Below are 19,814 nucleotides of genomic sequence, written 5' to 3' on the forward strand. Positions count from 1 at the left end.
TGCGGGCGGGGGCCGGCGCGGTCGGGCGCCCCCCCCCGGGGGGGGCCGCTTGTTTCTTGTGGCCCCTCGTGCCCCCCCACGCCGGTTCCGCCGCCGCCGTGGGGGGGGCCGGGCGCGCCCGCGCCGCACCCCTCGAACACACTCGTACGGCTCAGGCGGCCTTCGCCTTGGTGGCGTACATGTCGACGTACTCCTGGCCCGACAGACGCATCACCTCGGCCATCACGGAGTCCGTGACCGCCCGCAGCACATAGCGGTCGCGGTCCATCCCCTCGTACCGGGAGAACTCCATCGGCTCACCGAAGCGGACCGTGACCTTGCCCGGACGGGGCAGACCCGAGCCGCCCGGCTGCAGCTTGTCGGTGCCGATCATCGCGAACGGCACGACAGGGGCGCCCGTCATGAGCGTCAGCCGCGCGATGCCCGTACGACCCCGGTAGAGCCGGCCGTCGGGGGAGCGGGTGCCCTCGGGGTAGATGGCGAAGGCATGGCCCTCCTCCAGCACCCGGCGGCCCGTCATGAGTGCCGCCACACCGCCGCGGCCGCCGTCCCGGTCCACGGGGATCATGCCGCAGCCGGTGAAGAACCAGGCCATCAGCCGGCCCTTGAAGCCCTTGCCCGTGACGTACTCGTCCTTGCCGATGTAGAACACCGGCCGGTCGCAGCAGATCGGCATGATCATCGAGTCGATGAACGTCAGGTGGTTCCCCGCGAGAATCACCGGACCGGTCCCGGGGATGTTCTCGACACCCTCCACCTGTGGCCGGAAGAGCAGGCGCAGGATGGGTCCGAGCACTGCCTTGATGACCGTGAGTCGGGACAACGCTTCCTCCGGTGTAGTGGCCGGGCGGCCGGTGCGGAAATTCGCGAGGGTCTGTGCAGGTGAGGACGATACTCGCGGGTACACCCTCTCCGCACATCGGGTTCACGGAGCGGATACGCAGTGTTGACGTGTGTTTGCGCCATGTTCGTCCACGAGCCGCCCCACCGATGGCGTAGCTGCCTACGATCAAGCCTTCCCCGAAGGGGCCGGACATCACATGCGAGGAGCATTCATGACAGAGCGCGCGCAGACGGGACCCGGGCGGCGGACCCTCCTCGGGGCGGCCGTCCTCGGCTCGGCGGCTCTCGGAATCACCGGAACGGCGAACGCGGCCGGGCGTGGCGCGCCCGACGAGAAGGGCGCGGGCCACGGCTCCTTCCGAGACCTGCCCGTGCCGACGGTCATCGGCCATCGCGGAGCCAGCGGCTACCGCCCCGAGCACACGCTCGGCTCCTACCAGCTGGCGCTCGACATGGGCGCGCACATCGTCGAGCAGGACCTCGTGCCGACCAAGGACGGCCACCTCGTCTGCCGCCACGAGAACGACATCACCGCCACGACGGACGTCGCCGACCACCCCGGCTTCGCGAGCCGCAGGACCACCAAGAAGGTCGACGGCGTCTCGCTCACGGGCTGGTTCACCGAGGACTTCACCCTCGCGGAGCTGAAGACCCTGAGGGCCAAGGAGCGCATCCCGGGCAACCGCCAGGAGAACACCCTCTACGACGGCCGCTGGGAGATCCCCACGTTCGAGGAGGTCCTGCGCTGGGCCGACAAGGAGGGCCGCCGGCGCGGCCGGCCCGTCTGGCTGTACGTCGAGACCAAGCACCCCACCTACTTCAGGGGGCTCGGGCTCGGCCTGGAAGAGAGGCTGGCACGGCTGCTGCGCCGCTACGGCCGGCACCGCGCGGACTCCCCGCTGATCCTGCAGTCCTTCGAGCCGGGATCGATCCAGCGGCTGTCGGAGCTCGTGGCCACGCCGCGCGTCGTCCTGCTGTCAGGGCCGAAGGAGAGGCCCTGGGACTTCGTGGAGGCGGGCGACCCACGCACCGTGGCGGATCTGGTGACTCCCGCCGGGCTGAAGTGGATCGCCTCCTTCGCCCAGGGCATCGGCCCCACCCTGGACCTGGTCATCCCCAAGGACGCGTCGGGCCGGCTGACCGCTCCGACCACCCTGGTCGCCGACGCGCACGCGCGGGGGCTGATCCTGCACCCCTACACCATGCGCAACGAGAACACCTTCCTTCCGGCCGACTTCCGGCGGGGTACCGACCCCAACGCCTACGGAGACGCGTTCGCCGCCTTCCGTACGTACTTCGCGACGGGCATCGACGGGGTCTTCTCCGACAACCCGGACACCGCACTGCTCGCGGCGGCCGACTTCCGGGGCGTCTGAGGCACCCGGTCCGGTCCACGGACACGTCAGCCGCCCGGCGGTGATGCCCCGGTCGGGTGGAGCTCCCCGTGTGCGGCAACCGGCCGTGCCCGGGGAGCGTTGACGGGGCATGACGCTTCTTGATCATGTTTCCCAGGGCCAGGGCCAGGGCCAGGGCCAGGGCCAGGGCCAGGGCCGAGACCACGAGCGCGGGCACGGGCCGTCCGGGAGACCGGCCGCGGTCCGGCCGGCCGGACCCGCAACGCCGGCTCGGCCCTCTGGCGAGGGGCGAATCCTGGTCCGCGCCCTGCACGCCCTGGTCCGCGCCGAGGCGACGGCCGAGGCGCACGCGGCCGGCGCCGAGGCCGCGGACGTCGAACAGGCGGTGTGGCTGCGCCTGCTGGAGGGCCGGGACGTGACCGCGGCTCTGGCCGATCCCGCCCGGTGGGTCCGCGCCGCGGTGCGGGCGGAGGTGCGGGCCGCTCGCCGCAGGGCCTTGCGTGAGCGCGCGTACACGGCCGGCGAATCCCCGGCGGACTGGGCCGGATGCCCCGAGCGGATCGCGGTGGGGGCCGACGAACGCCGGGCGGTGCGCAGCGCGGTGGGCAGACTGCCGGGGAGATGCCGCCGGTTACTTGAGGCGATGCTCGCCCCCCACGATCCGACCTACCGGGAAATCGCAGGGGAGTTGGGTATGTCACAGGGCAGTTTGGGTCCTATGCGTTCCCGATGCCTTGGATGTCTGCGCAGAATGCTCGCGGCGGAGGTTGTAGCTCCTGAACTGCGGGGAATGGAGCGGTAGACAACCGGTGGAGCAGGTGAGCGGGAGGCATGCACACATGGGCATGAGTGTGACCATCTCGGCGGCGACGGCGCAGGACGTCGAGCAGATCTTCAGACTCCAGTACCTCTGTTTCCAGAGCGAGGCGGAGCTGTACGGCAACTACCGGATCGACCCGCTCATCCAGACACTCGACTCGGTGCGCGAGGAAGTCGCCACGGATCTCGTGTACGTTGCCCGGCTCGGCGAGGAAGTCGTCGGCTCGGTACGCGGTTTCGCCGACGAGGACGGTGTCGGCCGGATCGGCAAACTCTGCGTCCACCCCAGGCTGCGCAACCACGGGCTGGGCACCCGGCTCCTGACCGCCGCCGAGTCGGGCCTCGCGGACGGGCGTTCCGCCACGCGCTTCCGGCTGCACACGGGGGAGCGCAGCGAGGGAAATCTGCGGCTGTACCGCAAGGCGGGGTACGCCCGGGTCGGCGGTACGACCGGAGGGGACGGCGTTCGGCTGGTCCTGCTGGAGAAGGACGCGGACGTGCCCGACTTCGTGGCCAGTGCCTGAACGTCGCCTGTGACGGGCGGTGTCAGGCGTTCCGTGCCCGGCGCAGCCAGAGCATCCCGGTGACCGGCAGGATCACCGGGATGAACAGGTAACCCATGCCGAACCCGGACCACACGGTGCTGTCCGGGAAGGCGGACGGCTCCACCTGCGTCCACGTCCCGACGATCAGTACACCCGCGAGCTCGGCGGCGCAGCACATCAGCGCCGCCCTGCGCGCCTTCTCGCCGCCCCGCACCAACGAGTACGTGATGAAGCCGTATACGACCGCGGCGACGGCCGACAGGGTGTAGGCGAGCGGCGCCTTCCCGAAGTCCAGGATCATCTCGACGATCGAGCGGGACGCGGCGGCCACGGTGAACACGCCGTAGAACCAGACCAGTACCCGTCCCGGCCCGGTCCCGAGCTCGAACTGCTGCTTCTGCCGGGAGGCCGGGGAAGCGGGCGTTCCCTGTCGGTCGGTGTCGCTCACGGTCAGTTTCCCCAGATGTCGTAGAGCCGCACTTCGAGGACGGCGAGCACGACCGCGCCGGCCGCCACCGTCACCGAACCCCACCGGGTCCGCTCCGTCAGCGACAGGAAGCCCGCCGCGGGCACGGCCGCGGCGGCACCGATCAGGTAGGCGATGAAGATCGTCATGCCCTGGTCGGGTCGCTCCCCACGCGCCAGTTGCACGATCCCCACGACCAGCTGCGCCAGCGCCAGCACGGAGACGACGGCCATGCCGATGAAATGCCAGTCCTTCGTGGGCTGGTCCCGGTAGGCGGCGTGTCCGCACCAGGCGGCGAGGGCGAGCGCGGTCACGGCGACCGCGACCGTCAGGGCATCGAGCATGAAGTGAGGGTATTACGGACGGAGAGAGCCCCCGCGTGCGGGCCCGGCGTGCGGGCGGTGTGCGCGTACCGTGGCCTTTGCCACAGCACCCGTGCCGTGGGCTCCTGCCGGTTCGGCTGGGGCGTCGTCCTCCGGTGCGCTTTTGTGCAGGTCGCAGCGGTGCAACTCGGAAATCGAGGCGGCCGGAGCGGCCCGTCCACGACAGTCCGCTATTCGGACAGGGCGGTCGGCGCGAACATTACGTCTGTTTTACTCGGGTCATGACCACGACGAGCTACCGCAGCCCTGCGACCGAGGCGATCACGACGCCCGGTGCTCGTTGTATGTGTCGAATGCGCGCCTTCTGAGGGCCCCCGCCTGAGTCTCGCGCCCCGAAGCGAGACCGAGTCCGTGCCGTCCGCGCCCAGCGGACCGAGTCTGCTCAGGCGTGTTCCGCGCCTGTCGTAGGCAGGACCGTGCCGAGACTCCCACCGGTCGACCACTGAGAACAGTCTCGTCAGACGAATGCCCCGTGCCCGGCGGACACCGCGCCGTGCACTCGACAGCGACGGAAAACCTGTGATCACCACTTCGGGCCTCACGAAGGTCTACCAGTCACGCGGCCGTGACGTCACCGCCCTGGACGGCGTCGACCTGCACGTCCGCGAGGGCGAGGTCTACGGCGTCATCGGACAGAGCGGCGCCGGCAAGTCCTCCCTCATCCGCTGCGTCAACCTCCTCGAACGTCCCACATCGGGCACCGTGAGCGTGGGCGGCCAGGACCTCACCGCTCTGGCGGGCCGCGGCCGCCGTGCCGACAAGGAGCTCCGCCAGGCGCGCAGCCGCATCGGCATGGTCTTCCAGCACTTCAACCTGCTGGACTCACGCACCGTCCGCGACAACATCGAGCTCCCCCTGGAAATCCTCGGGGTCGACGGCCAGGCGCGTACCCGCAAGGCGCTCGAGCTCCTCGACCTCGTCGGCCTCGCCGACAAGGCGAAGGCCTACCCCGGTCAGCTCTCCGGCGGGCAGAAGCAGCGCGTCGGCATCGCCCGAGCCCTGGCCGGCGACCCCAAGGTGCTGCTCTCGGACGAGGCGACGTCCGCGCTCGACCCCGAGACGACCCGATCCATCCTGCAGCTCCTGCGCGACCTCAACCAGGAACTCGGTCTCACCGTCCTGCTCATCAGCACGAGATGGACGTCGTCAAGACGGTCTGCGACTCCGCGGCGCTGATGAAGAGGGGCCGCATCGTCGAGTCGGGCACGGTGGGCGACCTGCTGGCCACCCCCGGCTCCGAGCTCGCTCACGAGCTGTTCCCCGTGGGCGGCTCCGCCTCGGGCCCCGACCGGACGGTCGTCGACGTCACCTTCCACGGTGAGTCGGCCGCCCGGCCGGTGATCTCGCAACTCTCCCGCACGTACAACATCGACATCTCGATCCTGGGTGCGGCGATGGACACCGTCGGTGGCAAGCAGATCGGCCGCATGCGCATCGAACTGCCCGGCCGTTTCGAGGAGAACGTCGTACCGATCGGCTTCCTGCGCGAGCAGGGCCTCCAGGCCGAGGTCGTGGACGGCGACGCCGCCGGGACCCCCGACCGCACCCCCGCCGCTCTCACGAAGGAGGTGGCGAAGTGACCTGGTCCGAAATGCGGCCACTGCTCTCGCAGGGAACCATCGACACGCTCTACATGGTGTTCTGGTCGACCCTCGTCACCGCACTCGGCGGGCTGCCGCTCGGCATCCTGCTCGTCCTCACCGACAAGGGCGGACTGCTGCAGAACACCGTGGTGAACAAGGTCATCGGCGTGATGTGAACATCGGCCGCTCGCTGCCCTTCATCATCCTGCTGATCGCCCTGATCCCCTTCACCACCTGGGTCGTCGGCACCTTCATCGGCCCGTCCGCGATGATCGTGCCACTTGCCATCGGCGCCATTCCCTTCTTCGCGCGGCTCGTCGAGACCGCGGTGCGCGAGGTCGACCACGGACTCGTCGAGGCCGTCCAGTCCATGGGCGGATCCATCCCGACCATCGTTCGCAAGGTCCTGCTGCCGCAGGCGCTGCCGTCGATCGTCTCCGGTGTCACCACGACGGTCATCGTCCTCGTCGGCTACTCCGCGATGGCCGGCGCGGTCGGCGGCGAAGGGCTGGGTTCCAAGGCCGTCACCTACGGATTCCAGCGCTTCGACAACCAGTTCATGCTGATCACCGTCGCGCTGCTGATCGTCATCGTGACCGTTGTCCAGCTGATCGGCGACGGAGCCGTACGCCTGCTGGCACGCCGGGGACGCACCACCTCCTGACTCCATCTCCCCAAGAAGCCCCGAACTCCTTGTCCGGGCGCACCACCATCACCACCGGAAAGAGGCACTCTTCGTGCGTAAGAACATCAAGCTCTCCGCCGCCGCCGCTGTCACCGCCGCCCTGGCCCTCGGGCTCAGCGCCTGCGGTACGGACTCCGACCCGTCCGCCAAGGGCGCCACGGGTGCCGACGCGGACACCTCCAAGGCCCTCGTCGTCGCCGCGTCCCCGACGCCGCACGCCGACATCCTGAACTTCGTCAAGAAGAACCTGGCCCAGAAGGCCGGCCTCAAGCTGGAGGTCAAGGAGTTCACGGACTACGTCCTGCCGAACACCGCAACCGAGAACGGCCAGGTCGACGCCAACTTCTTCCAGCACAAGCCCTACCTGGACGACTTCAACAAGAAGAACAAGACCCACATCGTCCCGGTCGTCGACGTACACCTCGAACCCCTCGGTCTCTACTCCAAGAAGATCAAGGACCTCAAGGACCTCAAGGACCTCAAGCCCGGCCAGACCGTCGCCGTCCCGAACGACACCACCAACGAGGGCCGTGCGCTCCAGCTCCTGGCCGAGAACGGCCTGATCACTGTCAAGGACGGCGTCGGCACCAATGCCAAGCTCAGTGACATCACGGACAAGAAGGGCCTTGAGTTCAAGGAGATCGAGGCCGCGACCGTGCCGCGTGCCCTGGGCGACGTCGACGCCGCCGTCATCAACGGCAACTACGCGATCGAGGCCGGCCTCCAGCCCGGTAAGGACTCCCTGGTGCTGGAGAAGGCCGAGGGCAACCCGTACGCCAACCTCCTCGCCGTCAAGAAGGGCAACGAGAAGGACCCCCGGGTCGAGAAGCTCGCGAAGCTCCTGAACTCCGACGAGGTCAAGAAGTTCATCGAGGACACCTACAAGGGATCGATCATCCCGGCCTTCGGTGCGCCGGCCAAGTCCTGACCCCAGGGCACCACTTGCACCGCGAGCCCCGCACACCCCACACGGTGTGCGGGGCCCCGCCGTGCGGACCCGCCCATGCGCGCCGCCCGCCTGATGCTGCATGCTGTGTCTTCACACGGTCTTCGGCATGGAGCTGCGCATGACTAACACCTTCCCGTCCATCTCCATCAGCACGGACCGGTTGGTGCTGCGCCCTTTCGACATGGCTGACGTGCCGGCGTACATCGAGATGATGAACGACGAACTGGTCACCGCCTGGACCGAGGCACCGCATCCCTATACACAGACCGACGCCGAGCGCTGGGTGCGCAGGATCGCACCCGCCGAGCGGTCCCAGGGCCACGGCATCGTCTTCGCCGTCACCGAGTTCCTCACCCAGCGTCTGGTCGGATCGGTCCGCCTCCTCAACACCGACCGGCGCACCCTCGCCACCGAGGTCCGCTACATCACGGCCCCCTGGGCGCGCGGCGAGGGATACGCCACCGAGTCGGTCCTGGCCCTCGCCGAATGGCTCTTCCGGGACCAGGGTTTCGAGCGCATCGAGCTGCGCACACCCGCCGGGAACACCGCCTCCCAGCAGGTCGCCCAGAAACTGGGCTGCATCAGCGAGGGTGTCCTGCGCAACGCCCGCATAGCCAGGACCGCTACCGAGGACGGCGGCTGGACCGACATCAGGACCGACCTCATCGTGTGGGGGCTCCTGCCGGAGGACCTGGACGGCGTCGCCGAGCAACTGGCGGAGGCGGGCGGATACAGCGCGTACCAGGACTGGAACTGAACCGCGTCCCGGGCCCGGGGAGCCCCCCGAAGGGCGCTGGTACGGACCGGATACGCTCGCCCTTGCTCCGCGACATCCCGCGGACAGCCCGCGCAAGCGACACCCCAGGAGACTGACGACGATGGCCGACCGGGTCACGGTGATCGGCTGGGACGGCTCGCCCCTGTCGAGAGCGGCCACGGCCGCACTCTCGGCCGCCACGCTCGTCGCCGGCGCCGCCCATCACCTCGCGCTCCCCGAGGTCCCCGGGCCCGCCGAACGCATCCGCCTCGGCAGCGTCGACCTGGCCGCCCGGAGGATCGCCGGCCACCGGGGCAGCGCCGTCGTGCTCGCCGACGGCGACCCCGGCTTCTTCGGCGTCGTACGGACGCTCCGCAGGCCCGAGCACGGCCTGGAGGTCGAGGTCGTGCCCGCGGTCTCCTCCGTCGCCACCGCCTTCGCCCGTGCCGGGATGCCGTGGGACGACGCGCAGATCGTCGTGGCGCATCCGCGCACCCTGCGCCGCGCGGTCAACGTCATCCGCGCCCACCACAAGGTCGCCGTGCTCACGTCGCCGGGCGCGGGGCCGGCCGAACTCGCCCTGCTCCTCGACGGTGTCCACCGCACCTTCGTGATCTGCGAGGAACTCGGCACCGCCCGGGAACGCGTCACCGTCCTCACCTCGGACAAGACCGCCGACCACACCTGGCGCGACCCGAACGTCGTCATCGTCGTCGGCGGCGGTCCCGAGGCCACCGCCGACGGCGCCTGGATCGCCGGCCGCCGCCCCGCCCAGCGCGAGGACGTCAGGGGCTGGGCGCTGCCCGGCGCCTCCTACGGCGGTGCGGGGGACGGCGGCGAGGGCGGGTCCCCGGGGCTGCGCGCCGCCCAGCTCGCGCGCCTCGGACCGCGCACCGGTGACCTGGTCTGGGACATTGGCTCCGGCGACGGGGCCCTGGCGGTCGAGGCGGCCCGCTTCGGTGCGGCGGTGCTCGCCGTCGACAGCGACCCCGACGCCTGCGCGCGTACGGCGGCGGCCGCGCGCACCTTCCAGGTCGCCGTCCAGGTCATCCGCGGCTCCGCCCCGCACGTCCTGGAGAGCCTGCCCGAGCCCGATGTCGTGCGGATAGGCGGCGGGGGCGTGCCGGTGGCCATCGCGGTCGCCGACCGGCGGCCGGAACGTATCGTCACCCATGCCTCGAACCGTGACGAGGCGGAAACCCTGGGGGCGGCACTCGCGGAGAACGGCTACACGGTCGAGTGCGCACTGCTCCAGTCCGTTGAACTGGACACCTCCGACTGGGCGGAGCGTGAGCGATCCGTCGTGTTCCTGCTCGCGGCGGTGCGTTCGGACCTCGCCCCCTGAACGTCGGTCGCAGCGCGCGAGGTAGGCTGACCGATTGTTGTACCGCGCCCGGGTGTTCGATAATTCGTTCATCAATGTCCGGAAAAGTGGACCGTATTGGTCCGCGATGTGGTACAGCGCAACCGGGGGACGCGCAACGTGGCGCAGTCCACAGCGAGCCGAGACGGAACCGTCTGTCGCGGCGGCGATCGCCCGCGAGAATATGTAGCTCCGCGCGCGTTTCGTGCCGCGCGGCGAGCCCGCTCGTTCTTGTTGGCGAGCGCCGGCGTGCTGCGGTTCGGGCATTCCGGGCGAAGGGCGAAGGAGCACTGACGATGGGCGAGGGGTACGCATGACTGACACCGGCCAGATCCCGGGCGAGGGACTGCCGGAGAACGCAGGCATGGTGGAGCAGCCGGGCATCCCCGCCCCGGACGCCTACACCTACCTCGAGCCCTCCGAGCAAGCACCCGAGGACGACGACCTCCTCCTGATGCCCGCGGCCCAGGGTGCGTGGAGCGACGCACCGGCCACCGGACAGTACGAGAACGTCGTGCCGCAGCAGATCCCGGCACAGGGCAGGCCGGGACACGGTGCCCACGCGTCCGGCTCCGCGGACGTCAACGGCGTACGCATCCCCGCGCACCAGCCGGTTCAGGTCCCGCTGGCCGCCTCGCCGGTCCGGCGCCCCCTGCACCGTGGTCCCGCGTCCACCGAAGCACCTTCCTACGGAGGGGCCACCGGAGTGGTCCGCTCGCTCGCGGACCGCGGACCGGCCGGTGCCCCGCAGGCGACCGTGCCCGTACGCCACGCCGGTCCGCCCACCACGGGTCCCGAGTACTTCGACGTCCCCGCGGACGACGCGGCCCCGCTGCCCGGCCCGCAACTCGGTGAGATCCCGCCGCAGGGCGCTCAGGCCTGGGGCGCGCCGGAGCCGGTCGCTACGCCGGAGCCCATGCCCGAGCCGGTCGCGGCTCCCGTCGCCCCTCCCGCGCAGGAGACACCGGCGCAGCCCGAGCCGGTCCAGGCCGAGTCGGTGGTTCCCACCCCTGCCGCTCCTCCCGTCGAGGCGGCTCCTGCCGAGGCCGCGGTCACCGTGCAGCCGGTCCCGACCGCCGAGTCGGCGCTGTCCGCCCTGCCGGTGGAGACCCCCGCACCGGACCCTGCAGCAGAGATCACGCCCTCCGGTGCCCCCGCGGAAGTGGCCCCCGCAGAAACGGTCGCCCCCGAGCCTGCCCCGATGCCGGAGCCTCCCGCGGAGGAGCGTCCCGCTCAGGTCACGGGCGAGGCTCCGGCCGAGATCCCGGGCGAGATTCCGGCCGAGGTCGCGGAGGCTGCCGAGCCGACCATCGAGGCCGCCGCCCCTGCCGGGCCTGTCGCTCAGCCCGCCCCCGTCGTCGCTCCGCCCGCCCCCGCGGCCGAGGCGCCCGCCGAACCCGAGCCGTCGGCCGTATCCGTGCCGGAGCCCGTCGCCGCGGAGGCGGAGCCGGTTCCCACGGAAGCTCCGGCCGCTGTCGAGCCCGTGCAGCTTCCGGCCACCGAGTCAGCCGAGCCGGCCGCCGTGCAGGCATCCGAGCCCGCGGTTTTCGTGGAGCCCGAGCCGGCGTCTGCTCCGGTGACCGAGCCCCTGGCCGGTTTCCGGGACTTCGCCGAGCCGGAACCCGGTACCGGGCCGGAGATCATCGAGACCCCCGAGGCGCAGGCGGACGCGGACCCGGTCCCGGCCGAGGCACCGATGCCGGCCTACGTGCCCGAGATCCCTCTGCTCGCCGATCTGCCCGCCACGCCCGTACTCCCCGAAGCTCCAGTAACCCCAGTGGCTCCCGAGGAGCCCGCGGCGGCCGAGACGCCGGAGGCATCCGAAGCGGCGGAGTCCGTCGAGGCGGCGCCCGCGACGGCGCCCGCACCCGGCTACGACGACGCCGAGCGCGAAGCCGTCCTGCGCGTGATGCGCGAGCGCCGCGACATCCGCAACGGCTTCCGCAGCGACCCCGTCCCGCACGAGGTCCTCCTCCGCGTCCTGGAGGCGGCGCACACGGCGCCCAGCGTCGGTCACTCGCAGCCCTGGGACTTCGTCGTCATCCGCTCAGCGGAGACGCGCCGTTCCATGCACGAACTGGCGCAGCGCCAGCGGGAGGCCTACGCGAAGTCGCTCCCCAAGGCCCGGGCGAAGCAGTTCAAGGAACTGAAGATCGAGGCGATCCTCGACACGCCCGTGAACATCGTCGTCACCGCCGACCCCACCCGCGGCGGCCGCCACACCCTCGGCCGGCACACCCAGCCGCAGATGGCGCCGTACTCGTCCGCGCTCGCCGTGGAGAACCTGTGGCTGGCCGCCCGCGCCGAGGGCCTCGGCGTCGGCTGGGTCAGTTTCTTCGACGAGCGTGAGATGGTCCGCGCACTCGGCCTGCCCGAGCACCTCGAAGTCGTCGCGTACCTCTGCGTCGGCTACGTCGACGAGTTCCCCGAGGAGCCCGAGCTGATGCAGGCGGGCTGGTCCAAGCGCCGCCCGCTGTCCTGGGTCGTCCACGAGGAGACGTACGGCCGCCGGGCCCTGCCGGGCGAGGAGCCGCACGACCTGCTCCAGGAGACCATCGCCGGCATCCGCCCGCTCGACGCCAAGGCCCTCGGCGAGGCGTGGGAACGCCAGAAGAGGATGACGAAGCCGGCAGGGGCGCTCGGCATGCTGGAGATCATCTCCGCCCAGCTCTCCGGCCTCTCCCGGCTCTGCCCGCCGCCCGTCCCCGAGCCCGCCGCCGTCGCGATCTTCGCCGGTGACCACGGGGTGCACGCCCAGGGCGTCACGGCGTGGCCGCAGGAGGTCACCGGCCAGATGGTCGCCAACTTCCTCGGTGGCGGAGCGGTCTGCAACGCCTTCGCCGCGCAGGTCGGCGCCGAGGTCTGCGTCGTGGACGTCGGCGTCGCGGCCGAACTCCCCGCGACGCCGGGGCTGCTGCCCCGGAAGGTCCGTCCCGGAACGGCCGACTTCACCACGGGCCCCGCGCTGACCCGCGAGGAGGTGCTCGCGGCGATCGAGGTGGGCATCGAGACGGCCCGCGACCTGGTGGCGGCCGGCAACAAGGGTCTCCTCACCGGTGAGATGGGCATCGCCAACACCACCGCCTCGGCGGCACTGATCTGCGTGTACACGGGCATGGACCCGGCCGAGGTGACCGGCCGGGGCACCGGGATCAACGACGAGATGCACGCCCGCAAGGTGGACGTCGTCCGCAGGGGCCTGGAGCTGCACCAGCCCGATCCCACCGACCCCATCGGCGTGCTCGCGGCGATCGGCGGTCTGGAGCACGCCGCTATGGCCGGCTTCCTGCTGGGCGGCGCCTCGCTCCGTACACCGGTGATCCTCGACGGCGTGAGTGCCGGCGCGGCCGCACTGGTCGCCCGGGCGATCGCCCCCGAGGCGCTCGCGGCGTGCATCGCGGGCCACCGCAGTGCCGAACCGGGTCACGTCGCGGCGCTCAACAAGCTGGGCCTGCGCCCGCTGGTCGATCTGGACCTCCGTCTCGGCGAGGGCACCGGCGCCCTGCTCGCGCTCCCCATCGTGCAGAGCGCCGCGCGCGCGATGCACGAGGTGGCCACGTTCGACTCCGCGGGTGTCACCGAGAAGTAGGCGCACCACGATGCCCGGGCGGGCCCGTCCGGCCCGTCCGGGGCCGCCCCCGTACGGGACCGGCCGGCAGGTGGGCCCATCCGGTGAGCGGGGCGTCCGCGCGCCGTCAGCACCGGCCCCTCGCGGATGCGTGAACCGGGTGCGCGGGCGCCCGCCCGCGCACCCCGGTGCGAACCGGCACACGGGAATCCGCGGCCTTGGCGTTCCCCTTCTCCACCAAGGGCAGCGGGAGCCGCGGGGCTGCCACGGCCGCACGGGGCACCGTCGTCACCACCCCGTATCGTGGTCCCACGCGTCACCGCCCCACTCAGCTCACGTCACAGCCGCTCCACCGCCGCAGCGGCCCGCAGCACACCGCACCCTGCACGAGGAGCCCGCACGACCATGGCCGAGCACGACGATCATCCTGCTTACCCCGTCGGTCTGCGCCTGAACGGGCGCCGAGTCGTCGTCGTCGGCGGCGGCCAGGTCGCACAGCGCCGGCTGCCCGCACTGATCGCGGCCGGAGCGGACATCACCCTGGTCTCACCGTCCGCGACCGCCTCCGTGCAGGCCATGGCCGACGCGGGCGAGATCCACTGGGAGCGCCGCAGGTATCAGGACGGGGATCTCACCGACACCTGGTACGCCCTCGTCGCGTCCTCCGACGCCGCCGCCAACGACGCCGCCTCCGCCGAGGCCGAACGCACCCGCACCTGGTGCGTCCGTAGCGACGACGCGGAGGCGGCCACGGCCTGGACGCCCGCCACCGGGCGCAGCGAAGGCATCACGGTCGCCGTCCTCACCACCACCTCCGAGGGCCGCGACCCCCGGCACTCCGCCGCGGTCCGCGACGCGATCGTGGAGGGCCTGCGCGACGGGACCCTCGCCGCGCCCCACCACCGGAACCGCGCCCCCGGCGTCGCGCTCGTGGGCGGCGGGCCCGGTGACCCCGACCTGATCACCGTCCGGGGCCGCCGCCTGCTCGCCGAGGCCGACGTGGTCATCGCCGACCGGCTGGGCCCCCGCGACCTCCTCGACGAGCTTCCGCCGCACGTCGAGGTGATCGACGCCGCGAAGATCCCCTACGGCCGCTACATGGCGCAGGAGGCGATCAACCAGGCGCTGATAGACCACGCCAAGGCCGGGAAGTCGGTGGTCCGCCTCAAGGGCGGCGACCCGTTCGTCTTCGGCCGAGGCATGGAGGAGGCCCAGGCACTGGCCGCCGAGGGCATCGACTGCACCGTCGTCCCCGGGATCTCCAGCTCGATCTCCGTGCCGGGCGCGGCCGGGATCCCCGTGACACATCGTGGTGTGGCGCACGAGTTCACCGTGGTCAGCGGTCACGTGGCGCCTGAGGACCCCCGCTCCCTCGTCGACTGGCAGGCACTCGCGCAGCTGCGGGGCACCCTGGTCCTCCTGATGGCCGTGGACAAGATCGGCGCCATCGCCCGCGCCCTCATGGTCCACGGCAAGTCCCCCGACACCCCGGTGGCCCTGGTCCAGGAAGGCACCACGGCGGCTCAGCGCAGGGTCGACGCCACCCTCGCGACCGTGGGGGAGAGGGCGGTCGCGGAAGAGGTACGGCCCCCCGCCGTCATCGTCATCGGCGACGTCGTCGCCGTCGGCACGGAACAGGCCGGGCACCTCGAAGGCTGACCCGCAGCCCCGACCGCCGTTACTCCACCCCACCTGACAAGGCAGTAGCACCCGTGGCAGAACTCATCACCGTCGACGACCCGGACGATCCGCGTCTGAGTGACTACACCGGTCTGACCGACGTCGAACTCCGGCGGCGGCGCGAGCCCGCGGAGGGCCTCTTCATCGCTGAGGGCGAGAAGGTGATCCGGCGCGCCGCGAGCGCCGGGTACGAGATGCGCTCCATGATGCTCTCCGCCAAGTGGACCGACGTCATGCGCGACGTGATCGACGAGGCCACGGCACCGGTGTACGCCGTCACACCCGAGCTCGCGGAGCGTGTCACCGGCTACCACGTGCACCGTGGTGCCCTCGCGTCCATGCACCGCAGGCCGCTGGCCGACGCCGGGAGCCTGCTCGCCCCGGCGGAGGGCGGCGTGCGGCGGGTCGCCCTGTTCGAGGACATCGTCGACCACGCCAACCTCGGGGCCGCCTTCCGCAACGCGGCGGCACTCGGCGTCGACGCCGTCCTGCTGACCCCCCGCTGCGCCGATCCGCTCTACCGCCGTGCGGTGAAGGTCTCGATGGGATCCGTCTTCCACGTCCCGTGGACCCGTCTCACCTCGTGGCCCGACGACATCGGGCTGCTGCGTGAGGCCGGGTTCACCACGGCCGCGCTGTGCCTCAGCGACAGGTCGATCACCCTGGACGAACTCGTCGCGCGACGGCACGAGAAACTGGCGCTCGTCTTCGGGACGGAGGGCGACGGTCTCACCGCCGAGGCCCTCGCCGTGGCCGACGCCCACGTGCGCATCCCGATGGACGCCGGGGTCGACTCACTCAACGTAGCCGCGGCCTCCGCGGTCGCCTTCTACGCGACCAGGGTCGGGCCGGCCTGACCGGGTGACGACGGGCGGGCCGTCGTCAGGACCCGTCCACCCGCACGGACTGCGGGGCGACGCCGTCGTACGTCTGCGACCGCGGCTGCTGCAGCCCGCTGGCGGGCCCCTGGCAGCCCTGCGCGGCCGCGATCCCCAGGGCCACGAGCAGCGTCACCACGACGAAGACGACCAGGCGCTGGCGCAGCAGCCGGGGGTTCGCCGGACGTCGCTTCCCGCTCTTCCCCGCCGAAGTCGTCCGTACCCCGGGCCGGGTGCCCGGCCGCCCGTTCGTGGGCTTCTGCCCCTGCGGGTGCTGACCGGAGCGCGCGGCCCCCCGGGCGGCCCTGGAGGGCGAGCCGTCCGTGCGGGGAGCCCCCGGGCGCGACGACGTGGGACGCCGACCCTGGGAGCGCGACGCGGGTCCTCCGCCACCGGCCGCACGCCGGGTCGACTGCTCGGTGTACGGGCCCTCCAGCCGACCCGTCGGCCGGTCGAGCTCCTGCTCGCTCCGCTGCGCCGGCGGCCGCCGCTCCTGCAGTCCCTGCGCCTCGCGCGCCGCGATCTCCTTGAGCCGCATGGAGAGCTGCAGCGTGCTCGGCCGCTCCTCCGGGTCCTTCGCCAGACAGGCGCGGACCAGCGGGGCGAGCGCGTCGTGCACGTCGAGCAGATGAGGTTCCTCGTGCACCACGCGGTACAGCATCACCTCGGAACTGCCGTGCCCGAAGGGAGAGTCGGCCATGGCCGCGTAGGCCAGCGTCGCGCCGAGCGAGAACACGTCCGTGGCGGGCGTCACCGCCGCGCCGCGCACCTGCTCGGGCGCCAGGAAGCCCGGTGACCCGACCGCCGTACCGACGTGGGTCAGCGTGCTCGCGCCGGTCGACCAGGCGATGCCGAAGTCGATGATGCGGGGGCCTTTGGGGGAGAGGAGGATGTTCGACGGCTTCAGGTCCCGGTGGACGACACCGGCCTCGTGCACCGCGACCAGCCCCTCCGAGAGCGCGGCACCGATCGCGGCCACCTCGGCCGCCGGGAGCGGACCCTCCTCGGCGACCTTGTCGTGCAGCGAGGGGCCCGGGACGTACTGCGTCGCGAACCAGGGGCGGTCCGCCTCCAGATCGGCGGCCACCAGCCGGGCCGTGCAGCCCCCGCGGATCCTCCGGGCGGCGGACACCTCACGCGCGAAGCGGGAACGGAACTCCTGATCCTCCGCCAGGTCCGGCCTGATCACCTTGAGCGCCACCCGCTGGCCCCTGCGGTCCGAGCCCAGGTAGACGACGCCCATGCCGCCCGCGCCGAGCCGTCGGTGCAGCCTGAACGAGCCGACGACACGCGGGTCCTCGCGCCGGAGCCGCATCATCGCCATCGTCTGCCCATCCCCGCTGCCTGGTCCGCCTGACGAGGCACAGCTTACGTACCCGTGGCGCGGCGCGCTCAGAGGCCGCGCCCTCGCCGTCTCATCGATTGTCAGTGCCCGGTGGGAGAATTGAGCAGTGGTCAGGGAGCCGGAGATCCAGGCTCTCGGGCCCGTGCGAGATCTCAAAGGACCGTCGCAGAGGGGGGATTGGATCAATGAAGGGCGATCGTGTGGAAATAGTCGTGGACGCGGGTGACACGACCAGGACGTACGAAGTGGTGGCCTCCAGGGCAGGCCGCCGGGTGGAGACAGCGGTCCGCCGGGGTGTGGTGGAAGTGAGTGAAGTCACCCGAAGTGGATCAGTTGTCCGTACCGCCCGCTTCATGGCGACCCGGGTACTCGCCCTGGTCGAACAGCCGGTCCCCCGGGAGGACGCTTCCGAGCGCCCTCACCTGGACGACCTCAAGGCGTAGAGCCCCTTCGCCGGGCCGGGACAGTCCTTAGGTGGAGAGTGCCGCGTTTCAGGTCCGATCTCCACCCAGGGGAGTACGAGCGCGGTGGCCGACTCATCCTCCGGGAGGCCCGTCATTCGGTACGCGGGCATGACGCCGGGCGGTCTCCGCCTCCCTAATGTTGAAGTCATGCGGCGGGCGCGGAACTCGTCCCCCGAGGCCATACGCCCGCCGCTCCGACAGACCAGGAGACGAACCATGGCGGACACGGCTGCGCGGACCATGAGCCGCACGCGGGGACGCAGGGCGTACGCCTCGTTCGGCGTACGCCCGTCCGGGACGCGCCACCCGCTGGTGGCGACGGCCATGGTCCTTCCTCTGGCGGCCCTGCTCACAGTCGTCTTCGGCGGCTGGGACGCGGTGGTCACACAGGCGTCGTCCGTGGGCGTGATGCTGGGGCGCTGAGCGGCGCCCCGGGTCCGGAAGAGCGGTCCGGACCGGGACATCCGGCCAACAGCCCCGTGGGGACGGGGGTGCGGCGGACGGCAGCGTTTGTCCGGCCAGCTGGGGAGCTGGCCGGACATCGCGCTGTCCGGGGTCCTTTTCCCGCCGCGTACGATCGGCGCCGGGACCGGCCGCGGGGCCGGGCCGATCAGCGTCGTGGAGCCGAGCCGAATGACCACCACCCCCGTCGTGCACGCACTGGGCGACCTCGCGCACGGCGCCGCGCACGCGGCCACCGTCGCCTGCGTGTGCGCACCGCCCGAGGTGCTCGCCGACCGCCCCGACGGAACGGTGGTCCGCAGCGGGCCGGTCGTGGCCAAGGCCCACGCCCCCGACACGGAGACGCCGGCGCTCACGGCGCGCCTGGCCCTGGCCGGATCTCCCGGGCTGTCAGACATCCTGCTTCCGCCCCTCCCGGACCCCGGAGGACCGCCCCGCGCCGTCGGAGGGCGGGCCGTCAGTCTCTGGCCGTACGGTGAGCCCGTCGACGCCGCCGACCCCGACGCGGCCCCATGGGAGGAGGCCGCCGCCCTGCTGGCGCGGCTGCACCGCACCCCGCCGCCGCACGCTCTTCCGCCGATGCGCGGGCCGGTGAAGGCCGCCCGCGCCGTCGCCCGGATGCGCGAGGCCTGTCCCGCGGATCCGGCTGTCACTCCCGTGCTCGCCGCCTGGCGCGGGCTGCCCCGCTGGGCACGCGGCGATGGCCCGGCACCGGCGCAGCGGGACGGGTTCCTCTGCCACGGCGACCTGCACCTCGGCCAGCTCGTCCGGCACCCCGTCCGGGACGGCGCGTGGCTCCTGATCGACATCGACGACGCGGGTCTCGGCGAGCCCGCCTGGGACCTCGCGCGACCCGCCGCCTGGTACGCGGCCGGACTGCTGGCCCCGGACGTCTGGCTGCGCTTCCTGGGCGCGTACCGGGCCGCCGGAGGGCCCGCGGTGTGCGCCGAGGGGGACCCGTGGCCCGACCTGGACGTCGTGGCGCGGGCGCTCACGGTGCAGACGGCCGCCCTCGCCCTGGCCAAGTCCGCGGCGGAGGAACGCCGTCCGGATGAGGTGGAACAGTTGATGATCGACGCATGTGTCCGAATTGCCTCCCTCCCGCCCGAGTTGGCTGCCGAACACGCGTCGTAGGGTGAACCGATCGTCGCCGGGCATGCATTCCGGTGACGTCGTCACGACTGAGGAGCCGACTCGATGATCCAGTGTCCGAAGTGTCACGCACAGATGCACACGTACAACCGCAACGGTGTCCAGATCGAGCAGTGCAGCGGCTGCCGCGGGATATTCCTCGACTACGGCGAGCTGGAGTCCCTGACGCGTCTGGAGTCCCAGTGGACGCAGCAGGCCCCGCCCCAGGCGCCGGCCCCGCAGGCGTACCCCGCGGCCCCCGCTCCCGCCTGGGGTGCCCCGCACCAGGGCGGGCACCACGGTCACCACCGTCAGAAGAGCTTCGGCCGGATGCTCTTCTCCTCCTGACCGGTCTGCTGAGCGGCCGCCGCCGCAGGGCGGGTCCGGGCCGTGCCCGGACCCGCAACGCGCAGGCGGGGCCGCGTTGCCGGCCCGGTAGACACACGCGCGGCCGGATGTCCGGACCCGCATCGCCCGACGGCGCCGAATGTCCGGACCCGCGTTGCATACGGTCGACGGACTTCCCGTCATGATCTAG

At 71.9% G+C, this 19,814-nt stretch carries 17 protein-coding genes and 2 pseudogenes; 15 read left to right on the top strand and 4 right to left on the bottom strand.

Going from position 1 to position 19,814, the window contains the following annotated elements; all coding sequences use genetic code 11:
- Positions 1-151 precede the first annotated feature (151 nt).
- Entirely contained in the window at positions 152-823 is a 672-nt protein-coding gene (locus tag ACFU5K_RS12135) for a lysophospholipid acyltransferase family protein (protein WP_384059601.1), read from the bottom strand.
- Positions 824-1,055: 232 nt separating this feature from the next.
- On the opposite strand from ACFU5K_RS12135, the gene ACFU5K_RS12140 reads away from it, so the two are divergent.
- From ACFU5K_RS12140 to ACFU5K_RS12150, 3 genes are all read left to right on the top strand, one after another.
- Positions 1,056-2,219 carry a glycerophosphodiester phosphodiesterase gene (locus ACFU5K_RS12140; RefSeq protein ID WP_384059603.1) on the top strand — a complete coding sequence of 388 codons (1,164 nt, stop codon included), beginning with the start codon at positions 1,056-1,058 and terminating at the stop codon, positions 2,217-2,219.
- 271 nt (positions 2,220-2,490) lie between these two features.
- Entirely contained in the window at positions 2,491-3,000 is a 510-nt protein-coding gene (locus ACFU5K_RS12145; RefSeq protein WP_384059722.1) for a sigma-70 family RNA polymerase sigma factor, read from the top strand.
- 37 nt (positions 3,001-3,037) lie between these two features.
- Complete coding sequence (locus tag ACFU5K_RS12150) at positions 3,038-3,541, top strand: GNAT family N-acetyltransferase (protein ID WP_384059606.1); 504 nt, start codon at positions 3,038-3,040, stop codon at positions 3,539-3,541.
- Between the two features lie 22 nt (positions 3,542-3,563).
- On the opposite strand, the gene ACFU5K_RS12155 is transcribed toward ACFU5K_RS12150, so the two are convergent.
- Positions 3,564-4,010 (bottom strand): hypothetical protein, encoded by a 447-nt coding sequence (locus tag ACFU5K_RS12155; RefSeq protein WP_384059608.1) that lies wholly within the window; start codon positions 4,008-4,010, stop codon positions 3,564-3,566.
- Positions 4,011-4,012: 2 nt separating this feature from the next.
- Positions 4,013-4,372: a hypothetical protein gene (locus ACFU5K_RS12160; protein ID WP_327120468.1), complete on the bottom strand. Its 360-nt coding sequence runs from the start codon at positions 4,370-4,372 to the stop codon at positions 4,013-4,015.
- A gap of 558 nt (positions 4,373-4,930) precedes the next feature.
- Here ACFU5K_RS12160 and ACFU5K_RS12165 point away from each other — a divergent pair.
- The 8 genes and pseudogenes from ACFU5K_RS12165 (at position 4,931) to ACFU5K_RS12200 (ending at position 15,853) form a co-directional block, all read left to right on the top strand.
- Positions 4,931-5,991 (top strand): annotated as a pseudogene (locus tag ACFU5K_RS12165) (methionine ABC transporter ATP-binding protein).
- Positions 5,988-6,658 (top strand): annotated as a pseudogene (locus ACFU5K_RS12170) (methionine ABC transporter permease). The pseudogenes ACFU5K_RS12165 and ACFU5K_RS12170 overlap by 4 nt, the downstream one beginning before the upstream one ends.
- Before the next feature lie 73 nt (positions 6,659-6,731).
- A complete protein-coding gene (locus ACFU5K_RS12175; RefSeq protein WP_384059611.1) occupies positions 6,732-7,607 on the top strand; it encodes a MetQ/NlpA family ABC transporter substrate-binding protein in 876 nt (291 codons plus the stop codon).
- A gap of 100 nt (positions 7,608-7,707) precedes the next feature.
- Positions 7,708-8,385 carry a GNAT family N-acetyltransferase gene (locus ACFU5K_RS12180; protein ID WP_384059613.1) on the top strand — a complete coding sequence of 226 codons (678 nt, stop codon included), beginning with the start codon at positions 7,708-7,710 and terminating at the stop codon, positions 8,383-8,385.
- Between the two features lie 121 nt (positions 8,386-8,506).
- Complete coding sequence (cbiE, locus tag ACFU5K_RS12185; protein ID WP_384059616.1) at positions 8,507-9,730, top strand: precorrin-6y C5,15-methyltransferase (decarboxylating) subunit CbiE; 1,224 nt, start codon at positions 8,507-8,509, stop codon at positions 9,728-9,730.
- 331 nt (positions 9,731-10,061) lie between these two features.
- Positions 10,062-13,337 carry a nicotinate-nucleotide--dimethylbenzimidazole phosphoribosyltransferase gene (gene cobT / locus ACFU5K_RS12190; protein ID WP_384059618.1) on the top strand — a complete coding sequence of 1,092 codons (3,276 nt, stop codon included), beginning with the start codon at positions 10,062-10,064 and terminating at the stop codon, positions 13,335-13,337.
- Between the two features lie 384 nt (positions 13,338-13,721).
- Positions 13,722-14,975 carry a uroporphyrinogen-III C-methyltransferase gene (gene cobA / locus ACFU5K_RS12195; protein WP_384059621.1) on the top strand — a complete coding sequence of 418 codons (1,254 nt, stop codon included), beginning with the start codon at positions 13,722-13,724 and terminating at the stop codon, positions 14,973-14,975.
- A gap of 53 nt (positions 14,976-15,028) precedes the next feature.
- Positions 15,029-15,853 (top strand): TrmH family RNA methyltransferase, encoded by an 825-nt coding sequence (locus tag ACFU5K_RS12200; RefSeq protein WP_384059623.1) that lies wholly within the window; start codon positions 15,029-15,031, stop codon positions 15,851-15,853.
- Between the two features lie 25 nt (positions 15,854-15,878).
- Here ACFU5K_RS12200 and ACFU5K_RS12205 read toward each other — a convergent pair whose 3' ends face one another.
- Positions 15,879-17,198: a serine/threonine-protein kinase gene (locus ACFU5K_RS12205; RefSeq protein ID WP_384059626.1), complete on the bottom strand. Its 1,320-nt coding sequence runs from the start codon at positions 17,196-17,198 to the stop codon at positions 15,879-15,881.
- 206 nt (positions 17,199-17,404) lie between these two features.
- Here ACFU5K_RS12205 and ACFU5K_RS12210 point away from each other — a divergent pair, with 206 nt between their 5' ends.
- The 4 genes from ACFU5K_RS12210 to ACFU5K_RS12225 all read left to right on the top strand — a co-directional run bounded on the left by ACFU5K_RS12210 (position 17,405) and on the right by ACFU5K_RS12225 (position 19,624).
- Complete coding sequence (locus tag ACFU5K_RS12210; protein WP_384059629.1) at positions 17,405-17,662, top strand: hypothetical protein; 258 nt, start codon at positions 17,405-17,407, stop codon at positions 17,660-17,662.
- 237 nt (positions 17,663-17,899) lie between these two features.
- The gene (locus tag ACFU5K_RS12215) at positions 17,900-18,106 is read left to right on the top strand and encodes a hypothetical protein (RefSeq protein ID WP_384059630.1); all 207 of its coding nucleotides are present in this window, start codon (positions 17,900-17,902) and stop codon (positions 18,104-18,106) included.
- A gap of 210 nt (positions 18,107-18,316) precedes the next feature.
- On the top strand, positions 18,317-19,279 hold the full coding sequence (locus tag ACFU5K_RS12220) for a phosphotransferase family protein (RefSeq protein WP_384059633.1): 963 nt from the start codon (positions 18,317-18,319) through the stop codon (positions 19,277-19,279).
- A 63-nt stretch (positions 19,280-19,342) separates the two neighbouring features.
- On the top strand, positions 19,343-19,624 hold the full coding sequence (locus ACFU5K_RS12225; protein ID WP_384059636.1) for a zf-TFIIB domain-containing protein: 282 nt from the start codon (positions 19,343-19,345) through the stop codon (positions 19,622-19,624).
- The last annotated feature ends 190 nt before the right edge of the window (positions 19,625-19,814 follow it).

Origin of the sequence: Streptomyces sp. NPDC057428 (assembly GCF_042803195.1) — a bacterium.
In the GTDB taxonomy this organism is placed as follows: Bacteria; Actinomycetota; Actinomycetes; order Streptomycetales; family Streptomycetaceae; genus Streptomyces.

Excerpts from the sequence above, each read along its gene's own strand:
- ACFU5K_RS12160 (WP_327120468.1), bottom strand. The coding sequence starts at position 4,372 with ATGCTCGATGCCCTGACGGTCGCGGTCGCCGTGACCGCGCTCGCCCTC.
- ACFU5K_RS12140 (WP_384059603.1), top strand. The coding sequence starts at position 1,056 with ATGACAGAGCGCGCGCAGACGGGACCCGGGCGGCGGACCCTCCTCGGG.
- ACFU5K_RS12215 (WP_384059630.1), top strand. The coding sequence starts at position 17,900 with ATGGCGGACACGGCTGCGCGGACCATGAGCCGCACGCGGGGACGCAGG.
- cobA (WP_384059621.1), top strand. The coding sequence starts at position 13,722 with ATGGCCGAGCACGACGATCATCCTGCTTACCCCGTCGGTCTGCGCCTG.
- ACFU5K_RS12220 (WP_384059633.1), top strand. The coding sequence starts at position 18,317 with ATGACCACCACCCCCGTCGTGCACGCACTGGGCGACCTCGCGCACGGC.
- ACFU5K_RS12150 (WP_384059606.1), top strand. The coding sequence starts at position 3,038 with ATGGGCATGAGTGTGACCATCTCGGCGGCGACGGCGCAGGACGTCGAG.
- ACFU5K_RS12205 (WP_384059626.1), bottom strand. The coding sequence starts at position 17,198 with ATGGCGATGATGCGGCTCCGGCGCGAGGACCCGCGTGTCGTCGGCTCG.
- ACFU5K_RS12210 (WP_384059629.1), top strand. The coding sequence starts at position 17,405 with ATGAAGGGCGATCGTGTGGAAATAGTCGTGGACGCGGGTGACACGACC.
- ACFU5K_RS12180 (WP_384059613.1), top strand. The coding sequence starts at position 7,708 with ATGCTGTGTCTTCACACGGTCTTCGGCATGGAGCTGCGCATGACTAAC.
- ACFU5K_RS12225 (WP_384059636.1), top strand. The coding sequence starts at position 19,343 with ATGATCCAGTGTCCGAAGTGTCACGCACAGATGCACACGTACAACCGC.
- cobT (WP_384059618.1), top strand. The coding sequence starts at position 10,062 with ATGACTGACACCGGCCAGATCCCGGGCGAGGGACTGCCGGAGAACGCA.
- cbiE (WP_384059616.1), top strand. The coding sequence starts at position 8,507 with ATGGCCGACCGGGTCACGGTGATCGGCTGGGACGGCTCGCCCCTGTCG.